The organism is Polynucleobacter sp. Latsch14-2, assembly GCF_018881925.1.
GTDB lineage: Bacteria > Pseudomonadota > Gammaproteobacteria > Burkholderiales > Burkholderiaceae > Polynucleobacter.
In genome coordinates this window covers 76964-96601 of sequence record NZ_JACVPL010000002.1, presented here as the reverse complement: position 1 = coordinate 96601, position 19638 = coordinate 76964, and the positions used below count along the sequence as shown (strand labels likewise).

Here is a 19638-nt window from a genome sequence, read left to right as displayed (position 1 = left end):
GGCCTGCGCGGCTAAATAGACTTAAAAACTAAAGTCAAAGGCTGTTTTGAACTGGGCAGCAATTTCAGCTTTGCTGAGTTGGTGGTTTTGTGGACCTTGATGCGTAATTTTGATCGAACCCATCAGGCTAGCTAGTCGACCGGTAGTCTCCCAATCCATGCCATTTTCTAAACCAAAGAGTAATCCACCTCGAAATGCATCACCACAACCAGTTGGATCAACTACTTTCGAGGCGGGGACCGGTGGAATTGCAATACATTTGCCTTTAGCATAAATATCTGCCCCTTCGGCACCCTTGGTAACAATCAATGCTTCGACTCGTTCCGCTACTTTAGCTAGATTAATGCCAGTTCTTTGTGCGAGCATTTCACCTTCATAGTCATTTACGGCTAGGTAAGTGGCTAGATCGATCAATTCCAGAAGTTCCGGACCATTGAACATTGGTAACCCTTGGCCTGGATCAAACACAAATGGAATACCAGCTTCAGCTAATTGATGGCAGTGTTCCCACATGCCTTGGCGGCCATCTGGGGCCACAATGCCAAATTTTGCCGCCCCCTTAGAATTTTTGCTGCGCTCTGCAACAACCGCTGCCACTTGGTTGAGGTGTGATTCACCCATTGCGCCAGGATGAAACGCTGTAATTTGATTGTTTGCCTGATCAGTTGTAATCATTGCTTGAGCTGTAAAAGCCTGCTCGATTTGGCGAATATGGCTTGCATCGATTCGCAATTGTTTGAGGCGATCCAAGTAGGGTGTTGCATCACCGCCAACAGTTGCCATGATGATGGGGTCTCCACCCAAGAGACTTAAGTTGTATGCAATATTCCCGGCACAACCACCAAATTCTCGGCGCATCGTGGGGACCAAGAAGGCTACATTTAGGATATGGATTTGTTCGGGCAGGATTTGATCGGCAAATTTGCCTTCAAAGTTCATGATGGTGTCGTAGGCAATCGAGCCGCAGATTAAGCTAGCCATAAATTAGTGTCCATTGATTGAGTTGGGTGATGAAGGTGTGGGTTGGGGATAAAAAACTCTAACCCGATAGCCGGCAGTGTTGTTTGGCAGGGAAATTGGAAGGTCCGAGTGAATTATTTCACCGGCAGCGGCACCTGAGTGTAGAAAATCTGGATGTGATGATTGCCAGCTTTCTGGCAGCCACTCTTTTGGTGAGAATTGAAGTGATTTCAGTTCTGATTCATCTGCATCAGTAAGAGAAATTTCTAAATAGGGCCACAAAGTGGCGATTGCAAGACGATTTTGTATTTCAACTTGCAATATAGATTGATTCACAGGCGTTTTAAGCACCTCTGGCGAGTTTTCTAGTCCAAGTGTGGCTGACATTATTTTCCAGGCAGCAAAATCGCTCACAGGCCGATTAATGCACCCTAGGGCACGACATAATTTTTCATCAAACTGTTGCAAAGCAGAAAATGCGCTGACTGCAACAGCATTAGATGTGCCATCAAGACGTGGTGCAAGTGCAGGGAGCAGCGAATTTCTAGAGAGGTGCTCGCCAAAGGCGATCAAGAGTAGGAAAAAAATCCCCAGAAAAGCAAACTTGGGCCTTAACTCAAAACTTTTTTTTTGAGCCTGCGTAGAGAGCTTGCCTCTGTTATCAGTAGGAAGGACTCCGCTCAAACAAACCCATCCTTCACTTTCCTTCCATACAGAAAGTGTTAGCCATTGGCTGTAAGTTGCAATCACCTCTTCTGCTTGCCGTGCCAAGACGCCAGACAGAACAATTTGGCCACCCGGGCGCATCTTGTTGACCAATGCCGGCGCAAGCACTTGAAGAGGATTGGCCAGAATATTGGCCATCACGATATCGTATTTGGTTTCTGCAGCCAGTTCAGTCGCATTTTCATTTGGCAAAACAAATCGAATCACCGTTTGATTGATTTCGGCATTGCTGCGAGCGGCAACCATCGCTTGTGGATCGATATCTGTACCAACAACCGGATGACAACCGAGTTTTGCTGCTGCAATTGCCAAGATTCCAGAGCCACAGCCGTAATCGAGCAAACTTTGACTTTGAAGATCGCTATGCTCTTCAAGCCAGAGCAAGCAAAGATGGGTGGTGGGGTGGCTGCCAGTGCCAAATGCTAAGCCCGGATCAACTGCTAAGCAGATTGCATTTGGATCGCTCGGAGCATCATGCCAAGAGGGTACTACCCAAATCCGTTTCCCAATTTGAATTGGTGCAAATTGACTCTGAGTTAAGCGTACCCAATCTTGCTCTTCAACTGTTTTTTCTTGAGGCGCTGGCAGGTTGAAGCCTAATTTTTTTAAAGAGGCAAGCAGATTTGGAATGAACTCTGCAGTAGCCGAACCATCGATTTCAGGATTAAATAGGGCGGTTACAGCAGAACGATCCCAAGCATGCACATCTGGAGATAGCCCCGGCTCACCATACAGTGGATTTTCGTCGTAGCCGCCTGCTGCATCATCTTCAACCGTGATTGAGAGTGCGCCCAGATCCAGAAGAATGTCGCCTAAGGGTTCGGCAATTTCAGCGGGAACGGTAAAGACTAGCTCACGATAGGACATATAAACCCCGCCTAAATATCATTCAGGTATCAGTTAGGCTTTACCGCGACTAGCGGCTTGCTCTTCTAAGCGATGTTCTAGATAGTGAATGCTGGTGCCACCTTCAATGAAGTTTGGGTCGAGCATGAGCTCGCGATGTAAAGGAACATTAGTGGTGATGCCATCGATTACCATTTCTGAAAGGGCAATTTGCATGCGCCGAATCGCTTGTTCGCGAGTATTGCCATATGCAATGAGCTTTCCAATCATCGAATCGTAATGCGGCGGAACAATGTAACCGCTATAAGCATGCGAATCCACTCGAATACCAGGGCCACCAGGCATATGCCATGAACCAATTTTTCCAGGACTCGGTATGAATTTAAATGGATCTTCCGCGTTAAGACGGCATTCGATAGCGTGACCACGGAACACAATATCTTTTTGGCGGTAATTTAATTTCAGGCCTGCGGCAATCCTAATCTGTTCTTGAACAATATCAACACCAGTAATCATTTCTGTTACCGGATGTTCAACTTGAACACGTGTATTCATCTCGATAAAGAAGAATTCACCGTTTTCATACAGAAATTCAAAGGTGCCTGCGCCACGATAGCCAATTTTTCTACATGCTTCAGCACAACGCTCGCCAATTTTGGCGATTAAGCGACGATCAATGCCAGGTGCGGGCGCCTCTTCAATCACTTTTTGATGACGACGTTGCATAGAGCAGTCTCGCTCACCTAACCAAATCGCATTTCCATGGGTATCAGCTAAGATCTGAATCTCTACATGGCGGGGCTTCTCCAGAAACTTTTCCATGTAGACCTCGGGATTTCCGAAAGCGCGCCCAGCCTCTTCTTTGGTCATATTGACGGCATTAATTAATGCTGCCTCTGTGTGAACAACGCGCATGCCGCGCCCACCACCACCACCAGCCGCTTTAATGATGACTGGATACCCAACTTTCTTGGCAGCCGCAATAATTTCTTTTGGGTTATCGGGCAATGCACCCTCAGATCCTGGTACGCAAGGCACTCCTGCTTTAATCATGGCGCGTTTTGCGGAAACCTTATCACCCATGAGACGAATAGAGCTTGCTGTAGGACCAATGAAAGCAAACCCAGATTTTTCAACACGCTCAGCAAAGTCAGCATTTTCTGAGAGAAAGCCATAGCCTGGATGAATGGCCTCGGCATCAGTGACTTCAGCTGCCGAAATAATCGCTGGCATATTGAGATAGCTCAGTGGAGAAGGTGCTGGTCCGATACAAACAGCCTCATCGGCTAGTTTGACGTATTTTGCTTCTTTATCTGCGGTGGAATACACCACCACAGTTTTGATACCCAATTCGCGGCAGGCGCGTTGGATACGAAGGGCAATTTCCCCTCGATTGGCAATCAGAATCTTATCGAACATATCGGCTCTGAGTTAGGTAAAGGTGAGTAAGTGTGTGTCGTTGAGATTAGGCAATGATGAAAAGGGGTTGATCAAACTCAACACCCTGACCGTTTTCACACAGAATTTGTTTAATGACGCCGGCTTTTTCGGCTTCTATTTCATTGAGGAGCTTCATTGCCTCAATAATGCAAAGCGTTTGGCCAACAGCAACCGTATCGCCTACTTTTACGAAGTCAGGAGATTCTGGGTTGGCTGCGCGATAGAAAGTGCCCACCATTGGTGAGCGCGCTACGAAACCTGTTTCAGCCGCCGGCGCTTCCATGGCTTCGGAAGTGGTTGTTTCTGCGGGTGTATTTACAGCGGGCGCAGGGTGAGTGCTTTGGATTGGGGCTGGATGAGCATAAACAACTTGACCCATGTTTGAGGGGCCGGAGCCAGCATTGACGATGCGAACACGATCTTCGCCTTCGTTTACTTCTAATTCAGAGATGCCTGATTCAGAAACAAGGTCAATCAGGGTTTTAAGTTTTCTAAGATCCATGGAAGTAATTCCTCTCTTTTAATGCTGAATTAATCTTTATTTTTGTAAACGGACAATCGCCGCTTGCAGGGCGAGCTCATATCCAATGGCGCCAAGACCGCAAATGACGCCAGTCGCTATATCCGACAAATAGGAGTGCTTGCGGAATTCTTCGCGCTGGTGAATATTGGACAAATGAATTTCTGTGAATGGAATGGCGACTCCAGCCAGCGCATCCCGGAGGGCAACACTGGTGTGGGTAAATGCACCAGGGTTGATGATGATGAAATCAACCCCATCCTGTTTAGCTTTTTGAATGCGATCTATTAACTCGCCCTCATGATTGCTTTGGTAGGTGACAAGCCCAACCGAATGAGTTTTGGCAATCTCACTAAGCTTCTTGTGAATGTCATCTAGTGTTGTTGTGCCATAAACCTCTGGCTCACGACTGCCTAAGAGATTGAGATTTGGGCCTTGAATTACGAGAATTGAAGTATTTTTCGACATAGATCGATATTTTTAGAGGCAGTTAGGTGTCAATAAGTTAATTAAGCTTTTTGGATTGCAACTGCTTGCTTCATGAAAATCATGCACCATAAAGCACTGAGGGGAGTATACCTTCTGGATAGCTTTAGAAGTCTAAAAAGGGATACAAAAAATGCTCCTAATTATGATTTTGGTATTAAAAGAGATGAAATTAGCAAATTTCTATTCTAAATATCTGCCGTTAAATGATGGTAAAAGTTCTTATAAAGCAGATTTAATGCTTTTTCTAAGCTCATCTTCATTTATCTTTCCGAGTTTGCTATCGAGTATTTTTCCCGAGGGGGATATCAAGACTGTATAAGGCAATGCCGATTGGGTATTGCCCAATGCTTTATAGATTTGACTACCATTCATCCCACCCATGGCAATGGGATATGAAACTGGGGTTTTTTTAAGAAATTCGCGTACGTTAGATGGTGAATCAATGGCGATGCCGACAAATAAGACATTTTGACCTGAAAACTCCCATTGAAGTTTCTCCAGTTCAGGCATTTCTTCTACGCATGGAGGGCACCAAGACCCCCAAAAGTTCACCACAAGTACTTTTCCCGACCAATTTTGGGTGTCAAGCTCTTTTCCATCGGGGGAGTGCCATTCGTTGGAAAAAAAAGCTTTTATGGCTGGCTCGCTAACAGATCCTATTTTAGAAATCCAAGGCGAACTGAAGATGCCGGCGAGCAGTGCTAAGAGACTAATTCCACAGATCACAACCCATTGTCTTCGGTTCATTCCAACTCCTTCGCTAAAATTCGCTAATGCATATTCATATCTTGGGCATTTGCGGTACTTTCATGGGCGGCATTGCCGCAATCGCTCGTCAAGCTGGCCATCGCGTTACTGGCTGCGATGCCAACGTGTATCCACCAATGAGCACACAGCTTGAGGCTCAAGGTATTGAGCTGATTGAGGGATATTCGCCTGACCAATTATTACAGTTTGAGACCATGCCGGATTTATTTGTCATCGGTAATGTGGTTTCTCGGGGAAATCCATTGATGGAGGCAATCCTCAATCAAGGCTTGCCTTACACCTCTGGGCCTCAGTGGCTGGGCGAAGAAGTGTTATTTGGTAGGCATGTTTTGGCGGTAGCCGGAACGCATGGCAAAACAACCACCTCTGCAATGCTCACATGGATTTTAGAATTTAATCAATATCAACCTGGCTATTTAATAGGTGGGGTGCCCTTGAATTTCACAATGTCGGCTTGTTTGGGCAAGGGAAAATATTTTGTGATCGAGGCTGATGAATATGACACAGCCTTTTTTGATAAGCGCAGCAAGTTTGTTCACTATCGACCGCGTACTGCCTTATTAAATAACCTAGAGTTCGACCACGCTGATATTTTTGCTGATCTTGCTGCAATTGAAACGCAGTTTCACCATCTCGTTCGGACTGTTCCTAGTGATGGATTATTGGTGGTAAATGGCGAAGAGCCTGCACTAGCAACGGTGATTGCGCGCGGTGCTTGGACGCCAGTAGAGCTTTTTGGGCATGACACTAAAAATGCCTGGTCTTTAATTTCTCAAGTAGGTGATGGCTTTATTGTTATCAAAGACAGCAAGCAGTTAGCCACTGTCACTTGGGCGCCAGATTCAGGGGTGATGGGTAGGCATAATCAATTGAATGCTTTAGCTGCGATCGCAGCGGCGAATCATATTGGTATTTCTCCTGCGGATGCAGCTAAGGCCTTGGCTGCATTTAAGAATGTAAAGCGTCGTTTAGAAACAATTGGAATTGCAAATGACATTACGGTATATGACGACTTTGCACATCATCCAACGGCGATCACAACCACATTGGATGGTTTGCGTCGCCGTGTTGGGGCAGAGCGTATTTTGGCGGTCCTAGAGCCGCGTTCTAACACAATGAAGCTGGGGGTAATGAAGGCTCAATTACCAAATAGCCTGCAGGAGGCCGATAGAGTATTTGCTTTTGGAGCCAGCTCTGGCAAAGAGTCTTTGGGTTGGGATCTCAACGAGGTGCTTTCCCCGCTTAATACAAAAGAGCCTGGTATGGCGAAAGTATTCGGCGATCTCGGCGATTTGGTAAAGGCAGTTGTTAAAGAATCTAGGCCTGGTGACCACATACTAGTAATGAGCAATGGTGGGTTTGGTGGGGTGCATCAAAAAATATTAAAAGCATTAGAGGGTAAAAATGAGTAATAGATTAAAAGATAAAGTCGCCATCATTACTGGTGCCGCCAAAGGCATTGGCTTTGCAACAGCACAGCGTTTTGCTCAAGAGGGCGCGAAGGTGATGATTGCAGATCTAAACCCTGATGCTGTAAAAGCTGCTGCTGCGCAGATACCTGGTGCGCAGGCGCTCGTCATGAACGTGACCGACCGAGCCAGCATTCAAGCGGTAGTGGATCAAATCATGCGACAACATGGCCGCATTGATATTTTGGTCAATAACGCCGGCATTACGCAGGATGCACGTTTAGTAAAAATGACAGAGGCACAATTTGATACGGTCATTGACGTTAATCTCAAGGGCGTTTTCAATTGCACGCAACTTGTGGTGCCTCATATGCTTGAAGCTGGTTCCGGAGCTATTGTGAATGCTTCAAGCGTGGTTGGGCTTTATGGAAATTTTGGACAAACAAATTATTCGGCAACTAAATTTGGTGTTATTGGATTTACCAAGACCTGGGCGCGCGAGCTTGGTCCAAAAGGGATTCGGGTCAATGCTGTATGCCCAGGATTTATTGCTACTGAAATGGTAAAAGCAATGCCAGAAAATATCCTTCAAGACATTGAAAAACGGAGTTGGCTAGGGCGATTGGGTACTCCAGAAGAAATGGCTAATGTGTACTTATTCTTGGCAAGCGACGAAGCTAGCTATGTGAATGGTGTGGCGCTTGAGGCCAGTGGCGGGATTTCACTGTAAGCATGCATCTTTTATATGAGGAAGGTGGTGACATCAAGATCGCCACGGTCCAGTCTGCATCTGGTGCAGGGGATGCAGAGTCATGGCAAGCGACAAGCTTGTCTGGCAAAAAGATTAAGCTAAAGGCGAAAGAGGTTTGGCTGCGATTTGAAAAACCTGAGGCTCAAGCTGTGATGAATGACGCCTCAGCCATAGCAAAAGAGATTGACTTGCAGTTTCTTTGGGATTGCGCTCCAGAAGAGGAGTTTGGTCTTTTGGATGTTGCAAAGGAATACTTCGGGGATCAGGCAACGATTTCGCAGCAAGCATCTCTGGCCATTGCTTTGCAAGGCGCCCCGGTCTTTTTCCGACGCAAAGGGCGTGGACGTTTTCAGAGGGCCCCACTAGAGCAACTGCAAGCAGGCTTAGCGGCCTTAGCGCGTAAGCAAAATGAATTAGAGCAACAGACTCTTTGGCAGCAAGAATTGGTTGCAGGAGTATTTCCTGAGGCGCTCAAGCCTCAGGTTAAGCAATTACTATTCTCCCCAGATAAAAATACTTCCGCATATAAGGCTTTGATTGCAGCTTGCACAGCAACTGGAGAATCGCCAGCGCAGCTAATGATTCGCTGTGGGGCGATACATTCACCTTTGGATTATCACCAGGGAATGTTTCTCAAAGCACATTTTCCTAACGGCTTTGCTCACAATGAAAGCAGTACGATTGACCTTTCTGCTTATGAAGCAGTTATAGCTGAGCTCCCAGTGGCTAAAGTAAGTGCGTTTTCCATTGACGACTCGGGTACAACGGAGATTGATGATGCTCTATCCGTGACCAGTCTAGCTGATGGGGCACATCGCATTGGTGTTCATATTGCCGCTCCGGCTTTGCTGATTAGCCGGGATGATCCATTGGATCAGCTTGCGCGGAATCGTATGTCGACCGTATATTTCCCTGGCGACAAGATCACAATGCTGCCTGATTCAGTGATTGCACAATTCTCTTTAGATGAAGGCAAACCCTGTCCGGCTTTATCGATTTACGTAGACATTGATGCACAAGGTCAAACTATCGATGGCTCCTTGCAAATGCGTGCTGAGTTGGTGCCGATTGCTGCTAATTTACGTCTTGAGAACCTTGAAGATCAAGTGAGCGAAATGAGTTTGCAGGATGAGGTTAGCACCTATCCGCATCGTCAAGAATTAGCTATCCTATGGGTGGCTGCCAAACATCTGCATGCGCAGCGTCAGGAGAAACGGGTTGCCAATGGTTTGCGTGCCGAGCAATTAGGTGTGATTGACCCCAACGCCTTAGCAAGAGATTTTCATTTTCAAATTAAACAAGTTGAGGGTCGGGAGCGGGTTGAAATTACACCGCGACAGCGAGGCTCAATTCTGGATACTATCGTTGCCGAGTGGATGATTTTCTGTAATAGTGCATCTGGACGCTTGTTGGCTGATCATGGCTTGCCTGGATTATTTCGCACCCAAAAGGGTTGGGGTCCTTTGCGCACACGCATGCAAACTACCCCAGGGCCTCATGAAGGTTTGGGCCTTGATTACTACGCTTGGTGTACATCGCCGCTGCGTCGCTATTCAGATTTAGTAAATCAATGGCAATTAATTGCGCTGGCTAAACATGGCGTAACCGCAAAGATGGTGGCACCATTTCCACCAAGGGATGCAACCTTGATGGGCATTGCAGCCGATTTCGAGGCTTGCTACCAAGCGTATGGTGAGTATCAAGACCGCCTAGAAAAATATTGGTGCTTACGGTGGGTGGCTCAAGATAGTGAGCCAAAAAAACTTTTTGTTCGTCACCTCAAAGAGGGTATGTCTAGGTTGGAGTTGATTCCCCTACATTTGCCTATTCCCGAGTTAGCTGCATATCCTCGTATGACGCGCGCAGAAGTGATCATTTCCGATATCGATTTATTGCAGTTGAGCGCGGGAGTCCGAGTCTTGCAGAGTGATGCGCTTGTGAAGCCGGCCGAACCAGTTCTGGAAGTGCCCCAGGATAATGCAAGCCCTGAAGTCAAATAGATTCCAAGGGGCTCAACGCTATTTGCAGCGTGCATGGCGGCGCTACCCTTTTCGCTTGGCGCTTTGTGCGTCCCTTTTGATTCATGTGATCTTCCTATCCTTTCGCTGGGGCGTTGGCGAGATGCAAAATCGGCGCTTAAATACCCCCTTAAGCGTGGTTTTAGTGAACGCCAGTAATCCAATATCGCTTAAGCAGGCCGATAAATTAGCGCAAGCCGATTTACAGGGTGGGGGTAATAGTGTTGATGTAGATACGACGGTAGTTCATCGCGCTAGGCTCGGTATGCAAGCACAGCTTGAGGTATTGGAAAAAAAACAAAAGCAAATGCTAGCAAAAATAGAAGCAGAGAAGTCTCGTACTAGTGGACGAGTAAGTGGAGATGAGCAGCATCTTATACCCCAGTTGAATTCTCTGGAGGCCGAGTTAGCCAAGCGATTGCAGGTGGATGGACGGGGTCCTCGGCGCAAGATATTGACAGGCTCTAGCACTAAAGCGGTAGCTTTTGCTCAGTATTGTGATGCCATGCGTCAAAAGATTGAGGTGTATGGCAGCACCTTCTTTCCACGTGCTAATGGTCGGCCTTTGTATGGAAGTTTAGTGATCGTTCTCAGTGTGGATGCGCAGGGACATATCGCTACCAATCCTCAAGGTGGGGATGGTTTAAGTATTGGGCGTAGTTCCGGTAATCCTGAGTTAGACCGACAAGCCCTAGCTATTGCGCGCGCTTCAGCTCCTTTTGGGCCGTTTCCGACAGCAATGCGCAATCAGATTGATGTGCTAGATTGGATTTCTACATTTGAGTTCACGCGTGATGGAGCTGATCGTCTAGAGTTGCGACATTAATCAAAAAATTCAGAAATTCGCTTATTCTGTAGCTAATATGAACTCCATTCCTATCAATGAGTTTCACACTGATCCAGTCCAATTTCCTGGTTTGGATGTATATGCTGTCGCCGGTAATCCTATTGCCCATAGTAAGTCCCCCCTTATTCATCAGCGTTTTGCCGCACAATCTAAGCAGGCAATGCACTATGGTCGACTGCAGCCTGCTGTTGGAGAATTTGTCAGTGTTGCGAAATCCTTTTTTGCTGCTGGCGGCAAGGGTATGAATGTCACTGTTCCTTTCAAATTAGATGCGCAGGGGATGGCAGAGGTTTTGACTTCTCGTGCGCAGTTGGCTGGTGCCGTAAATACTCTTTGGATTAAAGAGGGAAAAATTTATGGTGACAACACTGATGGTTCGGGCCTGGTTCGTGATCTTTTGGCTCAGGGTATTGAGATTCGTGGTACCCGTATTTTGCTCTTGGGTGCTGGTGGTGCTGCTCGTGGTGTCATTGGCCCCCTGCTAGATCAATTGCCAGTCCAGCTTACCGTTGTAAACCGTTCAAACTCGAGAGCTGAAGAGTTAGTATCTATGTTCGCAGGCCTTGCCAAGATTAAAGGGGTGCAACTGGAAGCGCGGACATTACTTGAGTTGGAAGATCATGCAATGACCACGACAGCTTTCGATTTGGTTATTAATGCAACGGCTGCAGGTTTGAATGACGAGTCCCCGTTAACTGCAGGTGCAGTCAATAATATTTTTGCACCTAGTTCGTTTGCCTACGATATGGTCTACGGCAAGACTACTGCTTTTATGCAGCAAGCTTTGTTGCGTGGTGCGCGTGTTAGCGATGGTTTAGGCATGTTGGTAGAGCAAGCTGCTGATGCATTTCTCATTTGGCGCGGCGCAGATTTGAGTGGCCAGATTGATTCACGCGCTGTTTTATCTGAGTTACGTAGCTAAATTCTTAGTCAGATATTTTTCTCATGCGTTGGCTTAGTTACTTTTTGAAATGTGTATTGTGCGGACTTGTTGCCATGCAAGTTTTTTTTGCTATTCAAATTGGTTTGTGGACGAGCTTAGATCCTAGCGGCACCGCCTTTCAAAGGGCTGAGCGCTGGCGCTTGTGTAGCTGGCATTGGTCCTGCCCCATTCAATCTAATTGGGTTTCATATAACCATATTAATGGCCATTTAAAGCGGGCCGTTCTGGTGAGCGAAGACGATATTTTTTTTCAGCATAAGGGCGTCCGTGTTGAGGATATGCAAAAGGCATGGGAAAAGAATCAACAGAAAAATCATCTTGGCGGTAAATCAAAAGTCGCATTGCGCGGCGGATCAACGATTACACAGCAATTAGCAAAAAATTTATTTTTATCTTCAGAGCAAAACTATTTTCGCAAAGCCCAGGAACTGATCATTACCGGTATGCTGGAGCTAACACTCTCAAAGCAGAGATTATTTGAGATTTATCTCAATTCAGTTGAATGGGGTGAGGGCATTTTTGGCATTGGCGCTGCTGCCCAGCATTATTTTGTTAGTACTCCAGCAGTATTAAGTCGCGAGGAGTCTGCTGCATTAGCATCCGCCCTACCCGCACCAAAGTGTTTTGATAAGGCGCAATACTGTCGTAAGGCGAATATCAATTTCCCAATACGCCAAGATTTTATTTTGGAGAATATGGACCGGGTTGCGCTAACGGCAACCATTAAAAGTGGGTCTCACTAACTAGGGAGGGTAGGTCGCGGTTTTATTTTTCGGCCGCAGTTCTGAGGGCATCCCTAGTACTAAGCGCGACTTTTCTAGCTGCCTCTGCAAAATCAGTTCCAGAGCTGGCATACAAAATAGCTCGCGAAGAGTTGATCATCATGCCAGTTCCGAGTTTATTGGCAATGCTGCCTGCCTTTACTGTGGCATCAATATCGCCGCCTTGAGCGCCGATGCCAGGTATGAGGAGGGGCATCTCACCAACAATCTCACGTACTTTGGCAATTTCTTCTGGGAAGGTGGCGCCCACCACTAGACTGATTTGGCCCGAAGCATTCCATTTTTGGGCGGCCAACTTTGCTACATGAAGGTAGAGTGGCTCTCCGCTGGGAGAGATATTCAAAAATTGCAAATCAGACCCACCTGGGTTGGAAGTACGGCATAAGACAATGACGCCTTTACCGGTATGGCGAAGGTAGGGCTCTATAGAGTCAAAGCCCATATAGGGGTTAACGGTTACCGCATCTGCACCGTAACGCTCAAAGGCCTCTAGGGCGTATTGCTCGGCTGTGCTGCCGATATCTCCACGCTTGGAATCTAGGATTACCGGTATTTTGGGGTGCTTATTCTTGAGATACCCAATCAGTTTTTCGAGTTGAGCCTCTGCGCCTTGAGATGCAAAGTAAGCAAATTGGGGCTTAAAAGAGCAGGCTAAGTCTGCCGTGGCATCAGCGATTTCGCGGCAGAACTCGAAGATGCCTTCCGATTTCCCTTGTAATGATGAGGGTAAGCGCTTGGGGTCTGGGTCAAGCCCAACGCACAGCATGCTGCCTTGGGAAGCCCATGCAGACTGGAGTTGCTGGGTAAAGGTATTTTGGCTGGTGTTCATTGGATTTGAGCTTATTTTAGTGAAACTGTCATGGTCTATAGGATAAACTAGCGCACATTCCTTAGGAGTTCACCATGATCAACTTGTTCGTCCTGCAAAATGGCCGCCTCTCTCAAGAGCAAGTCGAAGATCGCAATGAATTGTTGCAATATTCAAACCCCATCTGGATTGACGTTGTCGATCCCGAAGAGGAAGAGCTTTTGTGGATTAAAGAGGCTTTTGGGGTGTTGTTGCCCGAGCTAGATGATTTAGGTGACCTAGAGGCTTCCGCACGTTATTTTGAAGCTGATGACGGCCATCTCCATATTCGTACCGATTTTCTGTTGGATGAAGAGGAAACCTCTCGCAACGTACGGGTCGCATTTGTGATGACCAAGCAAGTATTGTTTTCCATTCACGATGAAGATTTACCGGTGTTCCGTTTAGTACGCTTGCGTGCACGTTTACGCCCGGGCTCTGTCAGTAATGCAAAAGATGTCCTGCTTGATCTCTACTCAACGGATGCCGAGTACTCTGCTGATGCCTTGGAAGAGGTTTATGAGAACTTGGAGCGCGCAGGTAAACGAGTACTTTCTGATGACATTAACGACGCCGACGCAGCTGAAGTTTTGGAAACGATTGCAACCGAAGAAGATACAAATGGCCGCATTCGTCGCAATGTGATGGATACACGCCGTGCGCTTTCATTTTTGATGCGTAGCAAATTGCTTTCTGATGAGCAACAAGAAGAGGCGCGTCAGATTTTGCGCGACATCGATTCTTTGGAGAACCATACTGCATTCTTGTTCGATAAAATTAACTTCTTAATGGATGCAACGGTTGGTTTTATTAACCTGAACCAAAGTAAGATTATCAAGATCTTCTCGGTGGTATCTGTTGCCCTAATGCCGCCAACATTACTTGCCAGTATCTGGGGTATGAATTATAGATTTATGCCTGAGCTTGATTTATCTTGGGGATACCCAATGGCTATTGGTGTCATGATTGTGTCTGCGATCATCCCGCTTTGGTACTTCCAGCACAAAGGTTGGATGAAGTAACCGCTTAAATTGCAATTACTTATTTAAGTAGTGCAATGAGTTCTGATAGGGCATAGTCACGCGCTTGCTCACGAACCGCTTGACGGTCGCCTGCAAAATGCATTGTTTTGCAAATTGCGAGGTTTTGAGAATTCCTGTCTCGTATCGCCCAACCAAAGCAGACCGTACCAACGGGTTTTTCAGTGGAGCCACCTGCTGGACCTGCAATACCAGTGATAGAGATTGCAGCATTAACACCAGCGTTTTTTTGTGCGCCTTCTGCCATCGCTTTTGCGACTTGTTCACTCACAGCACCAAAAGATTCAATTAGTTCTGGCGATACGCCTAAGCACTCTGATTTAGCTTCATTGCTATAGGTGATGTAGCCACGTTCAAACCAGTCACTAGAGCCAGCCAAGTCAGTTAGGGTCGCGCAAACAAGCCCACCAGTACAAGACTCCGCAAGCGCAAGTGTCCAACCTTTGCTGATCAGTGCGGCAGCAACTATCTGGGATAAAGACAAGTTATTTTTCATTGAAATTGATTGAAGAGGATTTGGCCAAGTGCAATAACGAACAAGGTGCAGAGAGCTGCGGCTAAATCGTCAGCAATGATGCCAAAGCCACGCCAAAGAATTTTTTTCTTGTTTGAGGGATTTGAGTTGTTGTATTGATCACATTTTTTAAAGTGACGATCAATTACTCCAATCGGGCCTGGTTTGATCACATCAAAAAATCGGAAGAGAGCAAAAGCAACCGCTTGTAACCAAACACCGGCAGGCATGATGACGATCAGGATGAGCCAAAACGCAAGAATCTCATCCCATACGATCCCACCAAAATCGGGTTTACCAAGCTCTTCACTCACTTTTCCGCAGACCCAAGAGCCTAACAAAATTCCAACGCCAATGACCCAAAGCCAATTATCGGTGGACAGAAAATAGTTACCCACCAAAAAAGTAGCCCACGCCCATATAGTCCCTACGGTCCCTGGAGCCTTGGGGCTAAGTCCGCTACCGAAACCAAAAGCAATCGTGCGACCGATCGTGCCTAACATCCACTTCAGGTGGGGTTGCGGTGGCAAGGCGGGTTTTATTTCCAAATTCATGCAAAGTGATCGAATGATTTGAAAAGGTACGCCACTTTACTTTCGCTCAATACTCTTCCGTTTTGGTCCAGTAGCTCAATTTTTGGCTTTGATGACTCCATTGTTTTAATCCTGCCGATTTGCGTGATTGCTAAGTTTAATTTTTTGCTGATGTCATGAATGATGTTCTGCTGATCGGGCGGTGCTGTAAAACAAATTTCGTAATCATCGCCGCCACAGGCGGCAAATTCATTTTGAATAGATTCACTTTGCTGCTGGAGGGTGACTGATTTAGGAAGTCGATCAAGAAAAATCTCGGCATCCACTCTCGATTGAGTGAGGATGTGCTTGAGATCACCTAAGAGTCCATCTGAAATGTCTAGGGCTGCAGTAGCAATGCCTCTTAATTCCATCCCCAATTGAATTCTTGGGGTGGGTTGGTGCATGCGAGCATCAATGGCTTGTAAATCTTTTGGTGGAAGTGTTAATTCATGACGCAGTGCAGCAAGAACAAGTCTTGCATCACCAACTAATCCAGAGACCCAAATATCATTTCCTGGAAAAGCCTCAGATCTCTTGATAGCCTTTCCCTGTGGAATACTGCCAAAAGCAGTGATGCAAATATTCAGCGGACCTGCAGTTGTATCCCCACCAATGAGGGGGCAAGAATATTCATGTGCGAGCGCAAATAAACCTTTGGAAAAGGCTTCTAACCAAGCTAAATCAACTCGCGGTAATGAGATGGCTAAAGTGAAGCCTATCGGCTTAGCGCCCATGGCAGCGAGGTCTGAAAGGTTTACCGCCAACGCTTTATGGCCTAGCCACTCGGGATTGGCGTTGGCAAAAAAGTGGCGATCTTCGACCAACATATCGCTGGTGATCGCCATGGTTTCTTCTGGATTAAGCTTTAGTAGGGCGCAGTCATCTCCAATACCAAGCGAGATCGACCGATCGTTCAAGGAAAGCATGGCATCTGCCCCCGTTTTGAAAAAACGTTGAATAAGTTCAAATTCGCCAAGTTCAGATTGCATGCCTCATTTTATGGCTCTTGAGAGTTCCCCTCCCGAGAGGAATAGAATTAGAGCCTCCAATATGTCTTTCAATGAGTTAAGTGATGACCAAATCAAGTAATAGCGCAGAACAGCAAATTGAAGCCTTAAAAGCAGCGGCACTTCAGTATCACGAGTTTCCAACCCCAGGAAAAATTGAGATTGCCCCTACAAAGCAACTCACGAATCAGCGCGACTTAGCGTTGGCGTATACGCCTGGTGTTGCAGCACCTTGCTTAGAAATTGTTAAAGATCCTGCGAATGCCTTTCGCTACACAGCGCGTGGAAATTTAGTGGGTGTCATTACTAACGGTACCGCTGTTTTGGGTTTGGGAAACATTGGGGCGCTGGCAAGCAAGCCCGTGATGGAAGGTAAGGCAGTTCTTTTTAAGAAATTTGCTGGCATTGACGTATTTGATATCGAGGTCAATGAAAGTGATCCAGATAAGTTGGTGGAAATCATTGCTGCACTTGAGCCGACTTTTGGTGGTATCAATTTAGAGGATATTAAGGCGCCAGATTGCTTCGTGGTCGAGCGCAAGTTGCAAGCGCGCATGAAGATCCCAGTTTTTCATGATGATCAACATGGAACTGCAATTGTTGTTGCAGCCGCTATTTTGAATGGCTTGAAGGTGGTTGGTAAAGATATTGCTGATGTGAAACTCGTGACATCAGGTGCAGGAGCTGCTGCTTTGGCATGCTTAGATCTTTTGGTGGATCTTGGAATTTCGCGTAAAAACATTTGGGTTACGGATCTTGCTGGCGTCGCTTATAAAGGGCGTAAAGAGTTGATGGACCCAGAGAAAGAGCCGTTCTGCCAAGACACCACTCTTCGTACCCTTGCTGAAGCAATCGAAGGTGCTGACATTTTTTTAGGCCTCTCTGCTGGCGGCGTGCTCAAGCAGGATATGGTTAAAAAGATGGCCGACAAGCCATTGATCTATGCCTTGGCAAATCCAACACCAGAAATTCTGCCTGAAGAAGTAAAAGCGGTGCGTCCTGATGCATTGATTGCTACTGGCCGTACCGATTATCCAAATCAAGTGAATAACGTTTTATGTTTCCCATTTATTTTCCGTGGTGCTTTGGACGTTGGTGCTACCACCATTACACGCGGCATGGAAGTTGCTGCAGTGAAAGCTGTAGCTGAATTGGCTCAGGCCGAACAGAGTGAAGTGATTGCCTCTGTCTATGGTATTGAGAACTTGTCATTTGGGCCGGAGTACTTGATTCCAAAACCTTTTGATCCACGTTTAATTACCGTGATTGCACCTGCTGTTGCAAAGGCTGCAATGGAGGATGGTGTGGCTCTTCGTCCGATTAAAGACTTTGATGCTTACCGCAATCAATTGCAGCAGTTTGTGTATCACTCTGGTACTTTAATGAAGCCGTTGTTTAGTATTGCTAAACGCGTGCCTACCAACCAAAAGCGTATTGTATTTGCCGAGGGCGAAGACGAGCGCGTATTGCGCGCGGTGCAAATCATTATTGACGAGCACCTCGCAACACCAATTCTGATTGGTCGCCCCGCAGTGATCGAGCATCGGATTGACAAGTTTGGCTTGCGCATGAAAGCTGGCGATGACTTTGAGATTGTGAATCCAGAGAATGATGCGCGCTTCCGCGACTTTTGGCAGACCTATCTCGCTTTGACTGAGCGTAAAGGCGTCACTGAATCTTTTGCTAAGCTGGAGATGCGTCGTCGTAATAGCTTGATTGGATCCATGTTGATCTCTAAGGGCATGGCTGATGGCATGATCTCTGGAACCATTGGTAATCCTGCCACGCACCTTAAGTATATCGATGAAGTCATTGGCAAAGAGGCGGGCGCCAATGTTTACGGCGCAATGTCTGGTTTAATTTTGCCAGGTAGACAAGTATTTTTGGTTGACACCCATATCAATATTGATCCAAGTGCTGAGCAGTTATCCGAATTAACGCTTCTGGCTGCCAGCGAGATGCGTAAATTAGGGCTTGCTCCAAAAGTTGCACTGCTATCGCATTCGAACTTTGGCTCTAGTAATGCACCTTCCGCAATCAAAATGCGTGAGGTATTGGCTTTGCTGAAGGTGGCGGATCCGACATTAGAGGTTGATGGTGAGATGCATGGTGATAGTGCACTCGATGAAACCATTCGGTCTGGAGCGGTAACATCATCACCATTGAAGGGCGATGCAAATCTACTGGTTCTACCCAATATTGATGCTGCCAACATTTCATACAACCTGCTGAAAACAGCCGCTGGAAATGGCATTGCAATCGGCCCATTGCTGTTAGGCGTAGCTAAGCCGATTCACATTTTGACTCCTGCTGCGACAGTACGTCGAATTGTGAATGTGACAACTTTGGCTGTTGTTGAGGCTGCCAGCAACGCTAGAGGTATTTCCTAAGTACTTTTTTATAGTTAAGTTAGTATTCACTTACCTATATTATTTTTATATAAATCAATAGTTTATATAAAATGTGCAGTATTTGGGCTTGATTTGATGGCGTGTTAAGGGTAACCTAGCACCCATCATGAATAATCGCTCTGAAAACAACAATACGGCAAGCTTTGATGAACATGGCCGTGCTGAAAGTTGGGACAGCAATGATCGACTTGAAACCGAATCATCTGCCGCCAACGTTTATGCTCAGGGTGGTTTATCTCGTTTACAAACCTATGCAGCAAATCAAGTTTCGGGGAAAAAAGTGACAGCTACTTGGCGTGCCGCTTTGGCCGTTCGTGATGCCGGACCGCCGGCAATGTTGCGCAGTGTGCGCCCTAATATTGTGCAATCTATTCGCGCCTTCCGTACGCCAGATTTACAGGAAGCGGCAACAGAGTTGGGTCAGCACTTTATTTACGCTAGCTGTGCCCATGCAATGACTAAAGGCGAGGTTCTAGAATCGATTGCTACCGCTTATTCTCTGACTAAGCAGCAGGCAAAGAACTACGATCCACTATTAGATGCTTTAACTACTTTGGTCGATAAGTCAGGTCCACAGCCAGGCTTTGTAGTGGTTCTTGAGGGTTTACCTTGTACCCAGAAATTTGACAAAGAAGCGCGTGAAACTTTGTTAGATGTATTCCGTGATGCGGTGGATTTCTGGGCAGAGCGTCGGACGCCTTATCGCGTCTTCTATTCTTTCGCTTAAATCATCAGCATTAGCCTC

The 19638-nt window shown here is 46.5% G+C and carries 19 protein-coding genes and 1 pseudogene; 9 read left to right on the top strand and 11 right to left on the bottom strand.

Features of this window, described 5'->3' with window-relative positions; all coding sequences use genetic code 11:
- Positions 1 to 21 precede the first annotated feature (21 nt).
- From ICN46_RS02610 to ICN46_RS02585, 7 genes and pseudogenes are all read right to left on the bottom strand, one after another.
- Positions 22 to 981 (bottom strand): carbohydrate kinase family protein, encoded by a 960-nt coding sequence (locus tag ICN46_RS02610; protein ID WP_216204225.1) that lies wholly within the window; start codon positions 979 to 981, stop codon positions 22 to 24.
- Positions 982 to 984: 3 nt separating this feature from the next.
- The gene (locus ICN46_RS11955) at positions 985 to 1347 is read right to left on the bottom strand and encodes a DUF3426 domain-containing protein (RefSeq protein ID WP_524538583.1); all 363 of its coding nucleotides are present in this window, start codon (positions 1345 to 1347) and stop codon (positions 985 to 987) included.
- A gap of 288 nt (positions 1348 to 1635) precedes the next feature.
- Positions 1636 to 2553 (bottom strand): annotated as a pseudogene (gene prmA / locus ICN46_RS11950) (50S ribosomal protein L11 methyltransferase); the annotation flags it as partial.
- A gap of 33 nt (positions 2554 to 2586) precedes the next feature.
- Positions 2587 to 3951, bottom strand: coding sequence for an acetyl-CoA carboxylase biotin carboxylase subunit (accC, locus tag ICN46_RS02600; RefSeq protein ID WP_216204220.1), 1365 nt, complete (start codon positions 3949 to 3951; stop codon positions 2587 to 2589).
- A gap of 46 nt (positions 3952 to 3997) precedes the next feature.
- Positions 3998 to 4474, bottom strand: a complete 477-nt coding sequence (gene accB / locus ICN46_RS02595) for an acetyl-CoA carboxylase biotin carboxyl carrier protein (protein ID WP_216204218.1) — start codon at positions 4472 to 4474, stop codon at positions 3998 to 4000.
- Positions 4475 to 4510: 36 nt separating this feature from the next.
- The gene (aroQ, locus tag ICN46_RS02590; protein ID WP_216204217.1) at positions 4511 to 4960 is read right to left on the bottom strand and encodes a type II 3-dehydroquinate dehydratase; all 450 of its coding nucleotides are present in this window, start codon (positions 4958 to 4960) and stop codon (positions 4511 to 4513) included.
- 240 nt (positions 4961 to 5200) lie between these two features.
- A complete protein-coding gene (locus ICN46_RS02585) occupies positions 5201 to 5728 on the bottom strand; it encodes a TlpA disulfide reductase family protein (protein ID WP_216204215.1) in 528 nt (175 codons plus the stop codon).
- A 26-nt stretch (positions 5729 to 5754) separates the two neighbouring features.
- Here ICN46_RS02585 and mpl point away from each other — a divergent pair, with 26 nt between their 5' ends.
- The 6 genes from mpl to mtgA are packed head-to-tail and all read left to right on the top strand — an operon-like array spanning position 5755 to position 12460.
- Positions 5755 to 7161 (top strand): UDP-N-acetylmuramate:L-alanyl-gamma-D-glutamyl-meso-diaminopimelate ligase, encoded by a 1407-nt coding sequence (mpl, locus tag ICN46_RS02580; protein ID WP_216204213.1) that lies wholly within the window; start codon positions 5755 to 5757, stop codon positions 7159 to 7161.
- Positions 7154 to 7888: a 3-oxoacyl-ACP reductase FabG gene (gene fabG / locus ICN46_RS02575; protein ID WP_216204211.1), complete on the top strand. Its 735-nt coding sequence runs from the start codon at positions 7154 to 7156 to the stop codon at positions 7886 to 7888. The genes mpl and fabG overlap by 8 nt, the downstream gene beginning before the upstream one ends.
- Positions 7889 to 7890: 2 nt before the next feature.
- Positions 7891 to 9909 carry a ribonuclease catalytic domain-containing protein gene (locus ICN46_RS02570; RefSeq protein WP_216204209.1) on the top strand — a complete coding sequence of 673 codons (2019 nt, stop codon included), beginning with the start codon at positions 7891 to 7893 and terminating at the stop codon, positions 9907 to 9909.
- A complete protein-coding gene (locus ICN46_RS02565; RefSeq protein WP_216204207.1) occupies positions 9887 to 10753 on the top strand; it encodes an energy transducer TonB family protein in 867 nt (288 codons plus the stop codon). The genes ICN46_RS02570 and ICN46_RS02565 overlap by 23 nt, the downstream gene beginning before the upstream one ends.
- Before the next feature lie 37 nt (positions 10754 to 10790).
- A complete protein-coding gene (gene aroE, locus ICN46_RS02560; RefSeq protein WP_216204205.1) occupies positions 10791 to 11696 on the top strand; it encodes a shikimate dehydrogenase in 906 nt (301 codons plus the stop codon).
- A 23-nt stretch (positions 11697 to 11719) separates the two neighbouring features.
- On the top strand, positions 11720 to 12460 hold the full coding sequence (gene mtgA / locus ICN46_RS02555) for a monofunctional biosynthetic peptidoglycan transglycosylase (RefSeq protein WP_216204203.1): 741 nt from the start codon (positions 11720 to 11722) through the stop codon (positions 12458 to 12460).
- Positions 12461 to 12482: 22 nt separating this feature from the next.
- On the opposite strand, the gene pyrF is transcribed toward mtgA, so the two are convergent.
- Entirely contained in the window at positions 12483 to 13328 is an 846-nt protein-coding gene (pyrF, locus tag ICN46_RS02550; RefSeq protein WP_216204202.1) for an orotidine-5'-phosphate decarboxylase, read from the bottom strand.
- A 74-nt stretch (positions 13329 to 13402) separates the two neighbouring features.
- Between pyrF and corA the strand changes: the two genes are divergently transcribed.
- Positions 13403 to 14368, top strand: a complete 966-nt coding sequence (corA, locus tag ICN46_RS02545; RefSeq protein ID WP_216204200.1) for a magnesium/cobalt transporter CorA — start codon at positions 13403 to 13405, stop codon at positions 14366 to 14368.
- Positions 14369 to 14387: 19 nt separating this feature from the next.
- On the opposite strand, the gene ICN46_RS02540 is transcribed toward corA, so the two are convergent.
- From ICN46_RS02540 to thiL, 3 genes are read right to left on the bottom strand one after another with little or no spacing between them, the layout of a single operon-like run.
- Positions 14388 to 14882, bottom strand: coding sequence for a CinA family protein (locus ICN46_RS02540; RefSeq protein ID WP_216204199.1), 495 nt, complete (start codon positions 14880 to 14882; stop codon positions 14388 to 14390).
- Positions 14879 to 15454, bottom strand: coding sequence for a phosphatidylglycerophosphatase A family protein (locus ICN46_RS02535; RefSeq protein ID WP_216204197.1), 576 nt, complete (start codon positions 15452 to 15454; stop codon positions 14879 to 14881). The genes ICN46_RS02540 and ICN46_RS02535 overlap by 4 nt, the downstream gene beginning before the upstream one ends.
- Positions 15451 to 16464 carry a thiamine-phosphate kinase gene (thiL, locus tag ICN46_RS02530; protein WP_216204194.1) on the bottom strand — a complete coding sequence of 338 codons (1014 nt, stop codon included), beginning with the start codon at positions 16462 to 16464 and terminating at the stop codon, positions 15451 to 15453. Before thiL ends, ICN46_RS02535 begins: the two co-directional genes overlap by 4 nt.
- 83 nt (positions 16465 to 16547) lie before the next feature.
- Between thiL and ICN46_RS02525 the strand changes: the two genes are divergently transcribed.
- Positions 16548 to 18872: an NADP-dependent malic enzyme gene (locus ICN46_RS02525; protein WP_216204193.1), complete on the top strand. Its 2325-nt coding sequence runs from the start codon at positions 16548 to 16550 to the stop codon at positions 18870 to 18872.
- Between the two features lie 127 nt (positions 18873 to 18999).
- The gene (locus tag ICN46_RS02520; protein WP_216204190.1) at positions 19000 to 19620 is read left to right on the top strand and encodes a barstar family protein; all 621 of its coding nucleotides are present in this window, start codon (positions 19000 to 19002) and stop codon (positions 19618 to 19620) included.
- Positions 19621 to 19638: the final 18 nt, after the last annotated feature.

Excerpts from the sequence above, each read along its gene's own strand:
- ICN46_RS02610 (WP_216204225.1), bottom strand. The coding sequence starts at position 981 with ATGGCTAGCTTAATCTGCGGCTCGATTGCCTACGACACCATCATGAAC.
- ICN46_RS11955 (WP_524538583.1), bottom strand. The coding sequence starts at position 1,347 with ATGTCAGCCACACTTGGACTAGAAAACTCGCCAGAGGTGCTTAAAACG.
- accC (WP_216204220.1), bottom strand. The coding sequence starts at position 3,951 with ATGTTCGATAAGATTCTGATTGCCAATCGAGGGGAAATTGCCCTTCGT.
- accB (WP_216204218.1), bottom strand. The coding sequence starts at position 4,474 with ATGGATCTTAGAAAACTTAAAACCCTGATTGACCTTGTTTCTGAATCA.
- aroQ (WP_216204217.1), bottom strand. The coding sequence starts at position 4,960 with ATGTCGAAAAATACTTCAATTCTCGTAATTCAAGGCCCAAATCTCAAT.
- ICN46_RS02585 (WP_216204215.1), bottom strand. The coding sequence starts at position 5,728 with ATGAACCGAAGACAATGGGTTGTGATCTGTGGAATTAGTCTCTTAGCA.
- mpl (WP_216204213.1), top strand. The coding sequence starts at position 5,755 with ATGCATATTCATATCTTGGGCATTTGCGGTACTTTCATGGGCGGCATT.
- fabG (WP_216204211.1), top strand. The coding sequence starts at position 7,154 with ATGAGTAATAGATTAAAAGATAAAGTCGCCATCATTACTGGTGCCGCC.
- ICN46_RS02570 (WP_216204209.1), top strand. The coding sequence starts at position 7,891 with ATGCATCTTTTATATGAGGAAGGTGGTGACATCAAGATCGCCACGGTC.
- ICN46_RS02565 (WP_216204207.1), top strand. The coding sequence starts at position 9,887 with ATGCAAGCCCTGAAGTCAAATAGATTCCAAGGGGCTCAACGCTATTTG.
- aroE (WP_216204205.1), top strand. The coding sequence starts at position 10,791 with ATGAACTCCATTCCTATCAATGAGTTTCACACTGATCCAGTCCAATTT.
- mtgA (WP_216204203.1), top strand. The coding sequence starts at position 11,720 with ATGCGTTGGCTTAGTTACTTTTTGAAATGTGTATTGTGCGGACTTGTT.
- pyrF (WP_216204202.1), bottom strand. The coding sequence starts at position 13,328 with ATGAACACCAGCCAAAATACCTTTACCCAGCAACTCCAGTCTGCATGG.
- corA (WP_216204200.1), top strand. The coding sequence starts at position 13,403 with ATGATCAACTTGTTCGTCCTGCAAAATGGCCGCCTCTCTCAAGAGCAA.
- ICN46_RS02540 (WP_216204199.1), bottom strand. The coding sequence starts at position 14,882 with ATGAAAAATAACTTGTCTTTATCCCAGATAGTTGCTGCCGCACTGATC.
- ICN46_RS02535 (WP_216204197.1), bottom strand. The coding sequence starts at position 15,454 with ATGAATTTGGAAATAAAACCCGCCTTGCCACCGCAACCCCACCTGAAG.
- thiL (WP_216204194.1), bottom strand. The coding sequence starts at position 16,464 with ATGCAATCTGAACTTGGCGAATTTGAACTTATTCAACGTTTTTTCAAA.
- ICN46_RS02525 (WP_216204193.1), top strand. The coding sequence starts at position 16,548 with ATGACCAAATCAAGTAATAGCGCAGAACAGCAAATTGAAGCCTTAAAA.
- ICN46_RS02520 (WP_216204190.1), top strand. The coding sequence starts at position 19,000 with ATGAATAATCGCTCTGAAAACAACAATACGGCAAGCTTTGATGAACAT.